The following is a 14,449-nucleotide window of genomic DNA, read 5'->3' on the forward strand; positions in this document are numbered from 1 at the left end:
CATATCAAAGAGTATTTTCCTCTCAAGAACAAAAGAATACCAATACATCTATGGGCAGCATCTGCTGTTTCTTACGGAGGACTTCTAACAGCAGGTATAATTTCCTCATTAACTCGGCTTTCAATAGAAAAGATGGCTAGAAAATTTATAGCAGGAGAAAATATTGAAGAGCTGCTATCATCTATTAAATTGCTTGAAAAAGAGGGAATGGAATTTACCATCGATGTTTTAGGTGAAGAAACTACTAGTGAAAGACAAGCTGAAGAATATGTGCAAACTTATCTAAAATTGATTGAGGAATTTTCTACCTCAAATTTTTCCAAAGACTCTAAGGAAAAAAAGAAAATCAATCTTTCATTGAAGGTATCGTCTCTATATTCTCAATTTGACCCTCTTGCATTCGAAGATTCAGTTGAAGCAGTGATTGGAAGAATTATGCCAATAATTCAGAAAGCTGAGATATATGGAGGGGAATTAACTATAGATATGGAAAACTTTCATTACAGAAATTTGATCGTCGAAATTGTTAAAAATCTGTTTCAAGAAAGAATATCTGAATCAATCGAGAGCTTCGGCACTGTTGTGCAGGCATACCTCAAGGATTCACAGCATCAACTTGAAGAACTATTGAAATGGGAAAGTAAATCCAACCAAAAATTGCATATTCGTTTAGTTAAAGGTGCGTATTGGGATTACGAGGTTATAAACTCCCAAAAAAATAGATGGCAATGCCCTGTCTTTACCAAAAAGGAAGAAACAGACGCCAATTTTGAAATACTTTCTGCAAAAATTCTCCAACACAATGACAAGATAAAACCAGCTTTTGCAACCCATAATATTCGAAGTATTGCTTCAGCTCTTGCATTAGCTGAATACTTCCACATTCCAAAGACGAATTTTGAATTTCAGCTTCTTTATGGAATGGGAAATCCCATTAAGAAAGCCTTGGTTGATATGGGATTTAAAGTTCGAGTTTATACGCCTTTTGGAAAACTTATTCCGGGAATGGGATACCTCGTAAGGCGAATACTTGAAAATACTTCCAATAACTCTTTTTTAATGAAAAGTTTTTTCTTTGATGAACCTGTAGATACGCTTCTTGCAAGCCCGCATAAACTCGTCGAAAAAAAAGAAGCGGATAATGGCAAATTACAATCATCAACCAAAAAATTTCAAATTGAGCCGCTTGCTGATTTTTCCTTTCCAGATATCCGCAAAAAAATGCTGGACGCCATTGCTTCGATAAAAAAAGATTTGGGTAAAGAATATCCACTCGTTATTGGAGGCAAAAAGATAAAAAAAATATCTTCTCTTGAATCGGTCAACCCTTCAAATCCTGATGAAATTATCGGTTATGTTTCACGGGCAGAAAGAAAGGATGGAAGAAAAGCGATAGAATGGGCGTTAAAATCTCAAAAAAAGTGGAAGTCCATTTCTGCTGAAAAGAGATGTGAATTTATATTGAAAACTGCAGAGCTAATGAGAAAACAAAGGTTTAAATTAGCGGCTTTAGAAGTGCTGGAAGGCGGCAAACCGATGAAGGAAGCTGATGCAGATGTATGTGAAGCAATTGATTATCTTGAATATTACGCATCTGAGATGCAAAGATTAGATAAAAAACAAATCCTTGATCCAATTCCGGGTGAAATAAATGAATACTCATACATTCCACGAGGGATAGCCGTCGTCATCTCGCCGTGGAACTTTCCTCTTGCCATTTTGACAGGAATGACATCTGCGGCATTGGTAACAGGGAATGCAGTGATAATGAAGCCGGCAGAACAAACTTCAGTTATTGCTTATAAATTCTACGAACTCTTGGAAAAATCAGGAATTCCCGAAGGAATCGTTAATTTCCTTCCAGGGCTTGGTGAAGAAATAGGGGAATATCTTGTAAAACATCCCAAAATAGACATTGTTGCCTTTACAGGTTCAAAGGAAGTCGGATTGAGAATTAACAAATTATGCGCCAACACGAAAAGAAATCAGAAAAAAGTTAAAAAGGTTATCGCCGAAATGGGAGGAAAAAATGCACTTATCATCGATAATGACGCAGATATAGATGTAGCAATTAAATCTGCAATTGAATCTGCTTTTGGATATCAGGGTCAAAAATGTTCTGCTTGTTCAAGATTGATTGTGCTCGATGGAATTTATAATGAGTTTACCGGAAGATTAATAGAAAGCACGAAGAGTTTAAAAATTGGCCCTGCAGAATCTCCATCGACTTTTATCGGACCGCTTATTGATGAAGATGCCTATAGCAAAGTAAAATTTTATATAGAAAAAGGAAAGAGTGATGCAAAACTTCTCTATGAAACACCTGAGGATAAACTGCCTGATAATGGTTATTTCATTGGACCTGTTATTTTCGAATGTATGGATAATTCTTCCTTGATTGCAAAAGAAGAAATATTCGGGCCTGTGCTTGCAGTTTTTAGAGTGAAAGATATAAAATCGGCTATTGAGCTTGCTAATGACTGTGATTTTGCTCTTACAGGAGGGATAATATCAAGAAGTCCGGCAAACATAGAAAAAGTGAAAAATGAACTTGAAGCAGGAAATATCTATATCAACAGAAGAATAACAGGAGCAGTTGTTGGCAGACAGCCATTTGGCGGCTATAAACTTTCGGGAATGGGTTCAAAAGCAGGAGGTCCTGATTATTTATTGCAGTTTATGATTCCCAAAACTCTTTGTGAAAATATAATGCGGCACGGTTATGCTCCATTAAAAAACCAATGAAAGGCACACTATTGCAATGAAAGATGAAGAAAAAGCTCTGTTAAAAAAAATACCTCTCTTTGAAGACCTTGATGAGGATGCAATGAAAAAAGTTATCTCAATTGCAAGAAAAAAAATTTTTCGTAAGAATGAAATTATATTTGAGGATGGAGATGAAGCAGAAAGCTTTTATATTATTCTTTCAGGGCAGGTAAAGATTTACAAGCTTTCAAATGACGGCAAGGAGCAGATTCTTCATATCATTGAAAAAGGGGAAAGTTTTGGAGAAGCGGCGCTTTTTTCAGGAGGAAACTATCCTGCTTATGCCGAAGCAATTGAAGATTCTATGCTCATCTCGATACCAAAAGACCAATTTTTATCTATTTTGAAAAACACACCTGAGCTATCTCTTAAGATGCTTGCATCGCTTTCGCGATACCTTATACAGTTTAACAGAATGATCGAAGAGCTTTCGCTGAAGGAGGTCTCGTCGCGCCTTGCAGGATTTTTGCTCGATGAAATAAAAAAGAATAAATCTATTGAGGCAAAAGATAATGTTGTTTTTGAAATCGGAATCAGTAAAGTTCAACTTGCACGAAAATTAGGTACAGTAAATGAGACATTGTACCGCACTTTCAAGAAAATGAAAGAAAAGGGAATTATTGATTTCAAGGGGAAGAAAGTAAAAATAATAAATGCAGAAAAATTGAAAGCACTGGCTGAAGGAAAGAAAAGATAATACAAGATAAATAGCGTCTCTTTGAATATATAAGTCTGAAGTTGCCTCTCAAAAACTATGTCTCAAGAGCATAGGCATTGAGGTTATTTTGCCAATCCTTTTTAAAAAGATGTGAGCGTTGCAAAGTCGAAGCTCGCCACGATAGAAAGCCTTTGGGGAAGCAGTAGTTTTTCTATTAAATCAAATTGACGGCACATGAAAAAGAGATGGACGCAAAACGTGCAGGCAATGAGGAATGCATTATATTTGCTTATATGTCGCAGATACGAAGAATGAAGTGCAATACAACAATTGGGTTTTTACCAAAGCATCACCAAATGCTATTGTCAACTTTTACGAGTAATTATAAGAAGAGCAAAAATTACACAATAAACACCGTTGTAAAATGATAAAAAAAAATAAAAAATGGATAATGTCATTATTTAACTATTTGAAAAAATTAAGAAAAAACATCAGAAAAGCCAAAAGCAGACTTGACCCCTCTTACATTGTCATAATGTCGTACTCTTCCAAATGACAATCAAAATCAGTCTTAATAACCAACTTCTTGTGGTAAGTTTTTTCAAGGTCTTCTATGATATGATTTTCTTCTTCATAAAATTTATCAGCTATGCTCGGATGAACACTAATCATAATTTTCTTGTGTGGTACTCTGGAAAGTTCTCTTGTTATCTTTCTTAAAATGTCAAAAAAAACTGTATCCACAGATTTTACCATTCCCCTCCCTTCACAGTATTCACATGGTTGACACAGAATCTTTGAAAGGGATTCTCTAACTCTTTTGCGTGTCATTTGAATCAAGCCAAGTTCAGAAATTTTCAAGATATTTGTCTTTATTCTGTCTTTACTGACTTCATATTCAAGAGCTTTGTAAACTTTTTCCCTATTTTCTTCCTTTTGCATATCGATAAAATCAATTATTATAATTCCGCCTATATTTCGCAGGCGTATCTGATATGCTATCTCTTTGACCGCTTCAAGATTTGTTTTTAAAATAGTATCTTGAAGATTTTTTTTGCCTACATATCGACCTGTATTAACATCAATAGAAACAAGTGCCTCTGTTTCGTCAATCACTATATAACCGCCTGATTTGAGCCAAACTTTTTTCCCAAGTGCCTTATCAATTTCAACTTCAATTCCAAATGCATCAAAAATTGGTTCATTTGATTCATAATGATGGATGCGATCTTCATAATGTGGAAGAAACTCACGAACAAATTTTAAACATCTTTCATAATCCTTTTTTGAATCAATTAAAACCCGCTCGACATCCATTGTAAGCATATCTCTAATAGAGCGAAGTATTAAATCCAAATCAGAATGAATTAAGCCCGGGGAATGTCTTTTTTCTGCTTTTTCAGAAATAGATTTCCAAAGTTTTGTAAGAAAATCCATATCTGAAATGAATTCTTCTTCATCTTTCCCTTCGCTTACTGTTCTTACGATATAACCATAATTAGATTTATTCAAATCTTCGACGATAGTTTTCAGGCGCATCCTTTCATAGCGGTCTTCTATTTTTCTTGAAACACCAATATGTTTGACTGTAGGCATAAGCACTAAATATCTGCCCGGCAGGGAGATGTATGATGTCAAACGAGGTCCCTTTGTTCCTATTGGGTCACGTGCTACTTGAACAAGAAGTTCTTGGCCATCCTTCAATAGGTCTTCAATCTGAACATTAGACCTTTTCTTTCTTTCTTTTAGAAACTGAGGCTCTGTTTCAATTTCTACGAGCTCACTTTCCTCAACATTATTATTGAATACAGATTCTTCTGTTTCAAGAAACTCTCTATATGCCTCTGCATCGTCACAAATATCATCAACATACAGAAATCCAGCTTTTTCTGTTCCTATATCTAAAAATGCCGCCTGCATACCCGGAAGTACTTTCGTAACTCTTCCTTTGTAAATATTTCCCACATATCCGCGTTCTTTTTTTCTTTCAATGTAAATTTCGACAACATTACCTTCTTCAAGAACAGCGAGGCGAGTCTCATAATTAGTTGAATTTACAATAAATTGTTTAGACAAAGCACTATCTCCTCCAACGAACCGTGCAATCTATATTTTTTAATAAAATTATTATTCATATCAAAAATAATATATCAACCAATTTTAAGAAGATGAGTCCGAAAAAGGTAAGAAATGAGAGCTCTCCCGAAAAAAGGAGTCTCCCCTTGGTAACTTTTTTATTTTCTCTTTCCGAATTTTTCGTAATACTCTGCGGGAATCTTCGAGGGATCTTTGTAAATGTGGAAAATACAGGGATCTTCCGGTTTTTCAGGCGGTTCATGAATCCACTGGGGATGTCCAAACCATTCTATGCATTGAATATTATTCCATACCATACAATGTGAACAATAAGCAGGAAAATTTGGCCTATTATACCCTATTGGTTTTGGATCTTTTACTCTGTAATAATTTTTCGGTGGGTCATAAGCGCCTTCGCGAAGCAATCTTCCTCCGCTTCCACAAGGATCGTGAATGAAAGTAAATTTCTCGTCATCTTCAATCACCTTCATCTTTCCCATATGAGTTTTGAGAAGATGGGCTGTCATCCTCACGAAATCCTCAACTTCCATATTCTCCCATGCCTCAAATCCCTTCTTCTGCATTTCTCCTGTATAGCGAAGAATTCCTTCAAGGCGTTCATCGCCATATACTTCCCCCATATAACTAAAAGATGCTGCCATTATTTCAATATAGAGGTCATGGACAATACGATGTTGTTTTTCCCTTTCTTCGAATAATTCTTCAAGCCCATCATAATCACCTGCTTTTACCTTCTCTGTTATCTTTTCTGAAATCTTCTGCTGTTCTTCTCTAAACACCTTTTCATTATATTGAAGAATATATTCTACGACTCTCGCCAGTCCTTTATGAACAAGGATAAATTCTTTTGGCAGAGATTCACATTCCTTTATCGCCTTCTCTCTGTCTCCTTCCTTGATAGCTTTTAAAATCTTCTCTGATTGTTTAAGGGATAATTCTTCAAGTTCTTTTGGATCCATATAAAAAACCTCGTATTTTCTTCTTATTCTTCTTCGATTATAGCAAGCACTTCTCCTACCGGATACTCAACTTCAGGTTGTCCAATTATCTTTTTAAGAATTCCTGTAGCAGGAGATTCAACCTCATATTCTACCTTTTCAGTTTCTACTATCAAGATCACTTCTGATTTTTCAACTCTATCACCTTCATTTTTCAGCCATCTTACAACAGAACCGACTTCCATAGTCAGTCCTAATTTGGGCATAACAAGTTCAACTGCCATTTAAAAGTTTCCTCCTTAATTAATTTCTATTTTGGATTCAATTCATTTAACCACTTTCTTGACTGCTTCCACTATTTCTTCTTCACCCGGCAAATATGCCTTTTCCAATGGTTTGCTAAAAGGTACAGGACAGAAAGGAGCGCCAATTCTCTGTACCGGCGCCTTTAAGTCTGAAAATGCTTCTTCAGCAATCATCGCAGATACTTCTGCTCCAAATCCTGCAAATTTTACTTCCTCAAAAGCAACAACCGCACGCCCCGTTTTTTTAACAGAATCGAGGATCAAACTCTTATCGAGAGGCGATATTGTCCGAGGGTCAATAACCTCAATATCAATTCCTTCTTCTGATAATTTTGAGGCAGCTTTCAATGCCTGATGCACCATTCTTGAAGTAGCAATAACTGTAACATCACCACCTTCCTTCTTGATGTCTCCTTTTCCTATGGGAAGAGTAAAATCTTCATCAGGCACTTCTCCCTTCAGACCATAAAGTGTCTTATTTTCAATAAATAGGATAGGATTATCATCTCTAATTGAAGCTTTTAGAAGTCCTTTAACATCTGTTACTGTACTTGGCATTACTACTTTTAGTCCCGGCACATGAGCAAACCATGCTTCCAAACACTGAGAATGCTGCGGTCCTGCATTAAGTCCTGCGCCGCACTGTGTTCTGATAACAAGAGGAAGTTTGGGCTTGCCACCAAACATATACCTTATTTTTGCCGCCTGATTTACTACTTGGTCCATTGCGCAAGTTATAAAATCCATAAACATTATCTCAACGACAGGACGAAGTCCTGTGAGAGCAGCGCCAATTGCCAATCCTATGATGCCTGTTTCAGCAATAGGGGTATCGACAACGCGGTCAGCACCGAATTTATCAAGCAATCCTCTTGTAGCGCTGAAAGAACCGCCTGCTAAAGCGACATCTTCTCCCGCTACAAAAACCGAACCATCTCTTTCCATTTCCTCTCTGAGGGCATCGTTGACCGCTCGTATATATCTTGTTTCAGCCATTGTTAACTCCTCTTTTCTTTTTTGTCCTCAGTTAACATATACATCGTTCAGCAATTCTTTGCTGTCCGGTTCAGGGCTTTCTTTTGCAAACTGCAGTGCGTCTTCAATTATTCCTTCAACCTCTTTTTCAAGAGCTTCAGCTCCTGCATCGTCAAGCACACCTTCCTCTTTCAATTTTGTCTTATATCGAACAATAGGGTCTTTTGAGCGAACTCCTTCTATATCCTCCTTAGGTCTATATTTTTGTGGATCACCCTCGTAATGGCCATGAAACCTTGTTGTAATGCACTCAAGAAGAGTAGGTCCGTTGCCGCTTCTCGCCCGCTCAATTGCTCTCTCCATTGCATCGACTACGAGCTCAACATCATTTCCATCAATAGTCTCTGCCGCTACATTGCCAAAGGCTTTTGCCCTTTGGGCAACATTCTCTATATCCATATGCACTTGCTGAGGAGAAAATTCCGCCCATTTGTTGTTTTCACAGACGAAAATAATTGGAAGTTTAAGAATGGATGCAATATTCATTGATTCGTAAAACGCTCCTTCACCTGTTGCTCCATCGCCAAAAAAAGAAGCTACTACCTGATCCGTCTTTCTATATTTTGCGCTGAAGGCGGCTCCTACTGCCATAGGTATGCCTCCTGCCACTATCCCATTGGCACCAAGCATACCATAATCAAGAGATGCTATATGCATCGATCCGCCTCTGCCTTTACAATAACCTGTCGATTTGCCAAATATTTCAGCCATCAAGGGCCTAATCTCAACTCCTTTTGCAATACACTGCCCATGTCCGCGATGAGTCGTTGAAATATAATCTTCTTTCCGCAAATTGAAACATGCTCCTGCTGAAACCGCTTCCTGTCCAATGCTCAAATGAATAAAACCCGGTATTTGGCCTGCCGCAAAATTTTCAGAAACCTTTTCCTCAAACTTTCTAATCGTAAGCATAGTCTTTAGAAGGGAAATCTTACTCTCTTTATCAAGTTTCGACATCTCTCAATCTCCTTCCTTTTTACTTTCCCTTAAAATTCGGTTTGCGTTTTTCGAGAAAAGCGCTCAAACCTTCATTTCTGTCTTCAGTGGCATAATTTACCAACCAAGCATCGGCTTCATATTTTAACCCTTGGTCAAGTGACATATTGAGACCTTCGTTGATTGATTTTTTTGATTGAAGAACTGCAATAGGACTGTTTGCCATTATCTTTTTTGCCAACTTCTTACAGGTTGGAATCAATTCTTCCTTTGGCACCACCAAGTTTACAAGCCCGATTCTTTCTGCTTCCTGCGCGCTTATCATCTCTCCTGTTAAAATGTAGTATTTTGCGCGCCCTTTGCCTATAATTCGAGATAGGCGTTGAGTGCCTCCCCATCCGGCAATCAATCCTACAGTAACTTCCGGAAGTCCGAGCTTCGCATTTTCAGAAGCAACTCTCAAATCAAATCCCAATGCAATTTCCGTGCCTCCGCCAAGGGCAAATCCGTTTATTGCGGCAATTGTAATCTTGCTCGAACGTTCGATATCATAAATTACCCTCTGCCCTGTGGCAACGAAGCGGTGAGCTTCTTCCATCGTCAACGAATTCATCGCCCCTATGTCTCCGCCTGCAATGAATGCTTTATCGCCGGCGCCTGTCAATATGATTGCTCTCACATCATTGCGCTCTTCAAGTTCATTGAATACCTTGCCTGCTTCTTTAATTACATTGAAATCAACTGCATTTAAAACTTTTGGACGGTTTATGGTTACAAGGGCAATTTCATCTTCAACCTCTACAATAAAATATTCCCATGCCATGATTTCTCGCCTCTCTTTAATTTTGTTAGGTTTACAAATAGTTTTTCTTTATTATCAAAAAGAGCCAAAACTTTAGCATCCTATAATACGGGCAATAATCATTCTTTGAATCTCATTGGTACCTTCGCCGATTGTCAATATCTTCGCATCTCTGTAAAATCTCGATACTGCATATTCTTCGGTATAACCATATCCGCCGTGAATCTGCACTGCCTGTTCTGTCACTCTCACTGCAACTTCAGAGGCATATGTTTTTGCCATTGCGGCTTCTTTTGCATAGGGTTGATTGTTGTCTCTCAACCATGCCGCCTTATATGTGAGGAGTCTTGCGCATTCGATCTCCATTGCCATATCAGCAAGCTTGAATTGGATCGCCTGATTTTTGCATATTGGTTTGCCAAACTGAACCCTTTCCTGTGCGTGTTGAAGAGCAAGCTCGTAAGCTCTCTGCGCACACCCCAAAGATAGTGCGGCAATACTTATTCTTCCTACATCAAGAACTTCCATAAAGTGCTTAAGCCCTTGCCCGACTTGTCCAAGAACATTTTCTTTCGGGACTCGAGCATCTTCAAAAATAAGCTCTCTCGTATCAACTGAATGCCAACCAATCTTTTCATACCTTTTCCCAATGGTAAATCCCGGCGTATCTTTTGGAACGATTATTGCACTGAACTCTTTTCTTCCCTTCTCATCTATTCCTGTAATAGCAAGGATAACCACTCCATAGCTGAGAGGTGTTCCAACATTTGTGATAAAACACTTTGTACCGTTTATCACCCATTCATCACCTTTCAACTCTGCTTTTGTCGCAATCCCTCTCGCATCGGAACCGGCATTTGCCTCTGTGAGGCCAAATGCACCTATGCATTCACCTTTTGCAAGCGGTTTTAGAAATTTTTCTTTCTGTTCTTCCGTTCCAAAATAAAGAAAAGGAACACTGCCGATCGTTATATGGGCATTCCAAGTGGTAGCAACTGATTGGTCACCCCTTGCAATCTCTTCCATTGCGGCAACATAAGCCACTGTTCCCACATTTGATCCGCCATATTCTTCAGGGATCAACAAACCCATCAAGTCAAGCTCTGCCATCTTTTTGAAAACTTCAGTAGGGAACTCTCCTGTTTTATACCAATGCTCTGCATTTGGCATAATCTCCTTCTCAGCAAAACTACGACACATATCCTTTAACATTTGTTGTTCTTCTGTAAGCTTGAAATCCATAATTGATAACTCCTTCTACATTAATGTTCACTTTTTCATCATCAACAGAGAACTACTTATTTACAAATAACCTTACAAGTGCTTCCACCTCTGCACATTGCAGATTCAAGTTTAACAGTCATTTTCCCCTTCAAAGGTGTCTGGTCAATTATCCCTTGAATGAAAGCTTCCGTCGCCTTTTCAAGTGATTCAAAATAGGGATCTTCTTTAGGTATATTGAAAGTCTGCTGCGTTACTTCGACAAAGGGACAGATTGTAATTTCACCTTCTATCGTACTATCATCAGCTTTTGAAATATTGAAGTTGCAAAATCTCGTCTTCTGGCAAAATTCTATGATCTTTGCAACATCCTGAGGATTGTCAGCCGCACCTATATTCAATGAATTTTTGGCTGTCTTAACCCAAATTGGAGGATATTTCTCCCAAAGCTGTCTGTGAAGTTGTTGGGCTTTTTCTTTACCTACTCCTTTCTCCATTCCATTGTAAAGGAAATAGTCAACTGCTATAAAGCTATTGAAATTTGCCCTTGCCTGATCTTCTATTGAACGATTGATTCTTTTAAGTGCCGCAAACAGAGGTTCTTCTCCCTCTGGTATATTGTCTGGTTCAAAATATCTTGTCATTGCTTATTCCTCCCTGCCTTTATTTTTTCTTTATAAAAATTCTGCAATGGTCTGTTGAGCCATCTCTACACATAAACAAATCCTGATCAGCTTCAACTTTATCCTTCATACCTGCAAGCTCAACCAGTTTCCAGATATATCTTCTTGAAAGTTCCGCTTCCTGCCTGTAATAGTCAAGCCGATCCATATGGTTATCTTTTGGACCATACATTGGATTTGGACAAAAGTCTATTATACCCACATGAGAATCTTCTGTATTTTCCTCAAGATTATATAAACAGGGATAAGCAAGGAAACTGTACTGAAAGATTCTTCCTAAAGTTGGAATATCGTTCACCTCTTTGATTCCGAGAGCTTGTTTTGCGCTTTCAAAAGAAACAACGGCAAGCCCTTCCCATACCTTCCAATACAAATCTAATGCCTCTATGGGATCCATTGCGGCTTTTAGTGTCTTCCATGTGTAATAGACATGAGCAAAGATTGCCCTTGTTGCATCAAGGCAGAACTCTTCAAAATTTTCTCTGCCTGTTTCCTTCATATATTTGACCGGAAGGTCAACTGCTTGATTTTCACCCATACCTGCCTCCTTATATTAAAAAATTACTTTTTTTCCGGGGGCCTATAACCCAAAAGATTATCATAGAGGTCTGTTCTTCTATCCGTCAAAGGATTGTTGAATTCAGACCAATGTTTATAGCGAGCTGCCATCACATTGATTTCAGCAACAACAACTTCGGGCTTATCAAATGATGCTGGTCCTGCAACAAAATTTCCAGCAGGATCGATAATACAACTGTTGCCAAGATAGGTGCATCCTCGCTCAACTCCTATTCTGTCAGCGCAGATTGTATACATACTGCTCATCAAAGAAAGAGCTTGCGCCGTATAAGCCGCTGCCGGTTTTTCTGGAGTTTGGATGCCCGGCACAATGACCCAATTAGTAGAGTCGCATACAATATCAACTCCCTGAGCCATATAAATCCTTGTTATTTCAGGAAACCATCCATCATAACAGATTCTGCATCCAATCTTGCCAAAGGGAAGTTCAAATACGGGATATCCTACATCACCGGGAGTAAACCACATCTTTTCTTCATTCCACAAATGAGTTTTTCTATATCTTCCAAGAAATCCTTCAGGCCCAAAAACTGCAACAGTATTATAGAGGCGGTTTTCTTCTCTTTCTGTAATTCCTGCGCAGATATAGATGTCGCCATCCTTTGCCGCTTTCATCCATGCTTTTGATGTTGGTCCATCTGGCACTGGTTCAGCACAGGCAAATGCTTCCTGCCTCGAATTATAAATGTAGCCGGTATTACAAAGTTCAGGAAGAATAGCCAATTTTACTCCTTTTTTCACTGCTTCTTTTATAAGTCTCAATGATTCATTTACATTCTTTTCTCTGTTTGCAATCTCCGGTTCCATCTGAATAGCTGCAACTTTGACAAGACTTTCCTTTCCTTTTTCTCTTTCGCCCGGATACGGCGGAATTGGACAACAAGGTGCTATTTTGACTTTTTGAGCTTTTTTTGTGGTTTTCTTTGCCATATGAACCCCCCGATTTTTTATTTAAATTATTAAGGAGTGACAACAATCTTTATATGTTTTTCAGGATTTTCTATAAGCTCTTTAAAACCCTTTTCTATTATTTCATCAAGCGTTATTCTTGAATTAATCAATGAATCAACCTTGACCCTGCCGTCAGCAAGAAAGTTTATTGCAGCAGGAAATTCATCAGGATAGGCAGAACTTCCAATCAATTCCTTTTCATGCGCCTGCATCCTAATAAAAGGGAACTCAACAGGTTGTGTAAAAATTCCTGCAATGACAATGCGAGCTCCTTTGCCTGACATTTTAAGAGCTGTCTCTAATGAGGCGGGTTTCCCTACACATTCAAAAACTATGTCCGCCCGCAGGCCGTCTGTCAGAGGATGAATCATCTTTCCCGGGTCACCTTGAGTTGGATCGAAAACCTCGGTTGCTCCAAGTTTTTTGGCAAGCTCGCGCCTCGAAGGCATCGGCTCAACTACATAAACTTTGCCGGCGCCGCTTGCGAAAGCAGACTGCATAACAAGTAGCCCTATAGGACCTGCGCCAACTACAGCAACAGTTTCACCCGGTTTTATTCTGCTTCTCTTTACAGCATGCACAGCAACTGCAACAGGTTCAACAAAAGAGCCCTGTTCATAAGATACAGATTCAGGAATCTTGAAACAGGTATATTCAGGCACCGAAACATATTCTGCAAAGGCTCCATCATGAGCAAATCCAATGCTTCCAAGTTTTGCACAAAGGTTATACGCTCCTTTTCTGCACCAATAACATTCATTACAAACTAGACAGGCATTTACAGCCACTCTATCGCCTACTGCAATTCTACTCACACCCTCTCCAACTTCAACTACATCACCGGAAAACTCATGTCCAATTATGACGGGAGGTTCCTTTCCGGTTAAGGGGTGGGGTTTTCTTGGAATTATAACAGGACCCGAGCGATATTCATGAAGGTCTGAACCGCAGATTCCGCAGACTTGAACTCTTATTTTCACTTCGCCTTTGCCAGCTGATGGCTCTGGAACATCACTGATTCTAACATCTTCTTTGCCATGCCATACCAACGCTTTCATAAGTCACCTCCGCATTTTGAAGACAATAATGACAATTTTTTCAACAAGATTTCTATTAGCAAAAAACGTATTTTTTTAAATCTTTATGAACAGAAAGACTCTTGACTTTTTTCATTATGAAATTGAAAAGTCAAGCAAAAAAAACTGAATCAATCAGTATCTTATATAACTAATTTAATTAGTCTATATTCAAGAAACTAAAATCAAAAAATCACAACATTTTTTGATAATTAAACAACAAATTTGACCTTTCAACTCAGCAAATTTTTAAAAATTTCATCAACTCTGCCGTATGCGAATAGAATCTTGATTCCTTTTTTCCTGAATAAATGCATTATGAAAGCGCCAGCGCTTGAACAAAGAAGGATTTTACAGTCAGAAAGTATTGAAGCAATTCGTTCAATCTCTTCTCTTCTATGG

The 14,449-nt window shown here is 38.4% G+C and carries 13 protein-coding genes; 2 read left to right on the forward strand and 11 right to left on the reverse strand.

Annotated elements, in window-relative coordinates; all coding sequences use genetic code 11:
* Window positions 1–2,745, forward strand: a 2,745-nt coding sequence (gene pruA, locus D6734_10610; protein ID RMF93200.1) for an L-glutamate gamma-semialdehyde dehydrogenase, incomplete at its 5' end; no start/stop codon positions are given.
* Window positions 2,746–2,761: 16 nt separating this feature from the next.
* Window positions 2,762–3,463: a Crp/Fnr family transcriptional regulator gene (locus D6734_10615; protein ID RMF93201.1), complete on the forward strand. Its 702-nt coding sequence runs from the start codon at window positions 2,762–2,764 to the stop codon at window positions 3,461–3,463.
* Between the two features lie 483 nt (window positions 3,464–3,946).
* Here the strand turns inward: D6734_10615 and D6734_10620 are convergent, their stop codons facing one another.
* The 11 genes from D6734_10620 to D6734_10670 form a co-directional block, all read right to left on the reverse strand.
* Window positions 3,947–5,500 (reverse strand): Rne/Rng family ribonuclease, encoded by a 1,554-nt coding sequence (locus D6734_10620; protein ID RMF93202.1) that lies wholly within the window; start codon window positions 5,498–5,500, stop codon window positions 3,947–3,949.
* 158 nt (window positions 5,501–5,658) lie between these two features.
* Window positions 5,659–6,480 (reverse strand): hypothetical protein, encoded by an 822-nt coding sequence (locus D6734_10625; GenBank protein RMF93203.1) that lies wholly within the window; start codon window positions 6,478–6,480, stop codon window positions 5,659–5,661.
* A 23-nt stretch (window positions 6,481–6,503) separates the two neighbouring features.
* Complete coding sequence (locus tag D6734_10630) at window positions 6,504–6,743, reverse strand: biotin attachment protein (protein RMF93204.1); 240 nt, start codon at window positions 6,741–6,743, stop codon at window positions 6,504–6,506.
* 42 nt (window positions 6,744–6,785) lie between these two features.
* Complete coding sequence (locus D6734_10635) at window positions 6,786–7,760, reverse strand: alpha-ketoacid dehydrogenase subunit beta (GenBank protein ID RMF93205.1); 975 nt, start codon at window positions 7,758–7,760, stop codon at window positions 6,786–6,788.
* Window positions 7,761–7,787: 27 nt separating this feature from the next.
* Window positions 7,788–8,756, reverse strand: a complete 969-nt coding sequence (locus D6734_10640; protein ID RMF93206.1) for a thiamine pyrophosphate-dependent dehydrogenase E1 component subunit alpha — start codon at window positions 8,754–8,756, stop codon at window positions 7,788–7,790.
* Between the two features lie 19 nt (window positions 8,757–8,775).
* On the reverse strand, window positions 8,776–9,558 hold the full coding sequence (locus D6734_10645) for a crotonase (GenBank protein RMF93207.1): 783 nt from the start codon (window positions 9,556–9,558) through the stop codon (window positions 8,776–8,778).
* 72 nt (window positions 9,559–9,630) lie between these two features.
* Window positions 9,631–10,779: an acyl-CoA dehydrogenase gene (locus tag D6734_10650; GenBank protein ID RMF93208.1), complete on the reverse strand. Its 1,149-nt coding sequence runs from the start codon at window positions 10,777–10,779 to the stop codon at window positions 9,631–9,633.
* Window positions 10,780–10,835: 56 nt separating this feature from the next.
* Window positions 10,836–11,402: a hypothetical protein gene (locus D6734_10655; GenBank protein RMF93209.1), complete on the reverse strand. Its 567-nt coding sequence runs from the start codon at window positions 11,400–11,402 to the stop codon at window positions 10,836–10,838.
* Between the two features lie 19 nt (window positions 11,403–11,421).
* Window positions 11,422–11,979: a hypothetical protein gene (locus D6734_10660; protein RMF93210.1), complete on the reverse strand. Its 558-nt coding sequence runs from the start codon at window positions 11,977–11,979 to the stop codon at window positions 11,422–11,424.
* 23 nt (window positions 11,980–12,002) lie between these two features.
* Window positions 12,003–12,950 carry a hydratase gene (locus D6734_10665; protein ID RMF93211.1) on the reverse strand — a complete coding sequence of 316 codons (948 nt, stop codon included), beginning with the start codon at window positions 12,948–12,950 and terminating at the stop codon, window positions 12,003–12,005.
* Between the two features lie 29 nt (window positions 12,951–12,979).
* Window positions 12,980–14,029, reverse strand: a complete 1,050-nt coding sequence (locus tag D6734_10670; protein ID RMF93212.1) for a 2,3-butanediol dehydrogenase — start codon at window positions 14,027–14,029, stop codon at window positions 12,980–12,982.
* Window positions 14,030–14,449: the final 420 nt, after the last annotated feature.

The organism is Candidatus Schekmanbacteria bacterium (assembly GCA_003695725.1).
Lineage (GTDB): Bacteria > Schekmanbacteria > GWA2-38-11 > GWA2-38-11 > J061 > J061.

Bases quoted from the DNA above. Each gene is read 5' to 3' on its own strand.
- D6734_10645 (RMF93207.1), bottom strand. From the start codon at position 9,558: ATGGCATGGGAATATTTTATTGTAGAGGTTGAAGATGAAATTGCCCTT.
- D6734_10670 (RMF93212.1), bottom strand. From the start codon at position 14,029: ATGAAAGCGTTGGTATGGCATGGCAAAGAAGATGTTAGAATCAGTGAT.
- D6734_10625 (RMF93203.1), bottom strand. From the start codon at position 6,480: ATGGATCCAAAAGAACTTGAAGAATTATCCCTTAAACAATCAGAGAAG.
- D6734_10615 (RMF93201.1), top strand. From the start codon at position 2,762: ATGAAAGATGAAGAAAAAGCTCTGTTAAAAAAAATACCTCTCTTTGAA.
- D6734_10640 (RMF93206.1), bottom strand. From the start codon at position 8,756: ATGTCGAAACTTGATAAAGAGAGTAAGATTTCCCTTCTAAAGACTATG.
- D6734_10650 (RMF93208.1), bottom strand. From the start codon at position 10,779: ATGGATTTCAAGCTTACAGAAGAACAACAAATGTTAAAGGATATGTGT.
- D6734_10660 (RMF93210.1), bottom strand. From the start codon at position 11,979: ATGGGTGAAAATCAAGCAGTTGACCTTCCGGTCAAATATATGAAGGAA.
- D6734_10665 (RMF93211.1), bottom strand. From the start codon at position 12,950: ATGGCAAAGAAAACCACAAAAAAAGCTCAAAAAGTCAAAATAGCACCT.
- D6734_10635 (RMF93205.1), bottom strand. From the start codon at position 7,760: ATGGCTGAAACAAGATATATACGAGCGGTCAACGATGCCCTCAGAGAG.
- D6734_10655 (RMF93209.1), bottom strand. From the start codon at position 11,402: ATGACAAGATATTTTGAACCAGACAATATACCAGAGGGAGAAGAACCT.
- D6734_10630 (RMF93204.1), bottom strand. From the start codon at position 6,743: ATGGCAGTTGAACTTGTTATGCCCAAATTAGGACTGACTATGGAAGTC.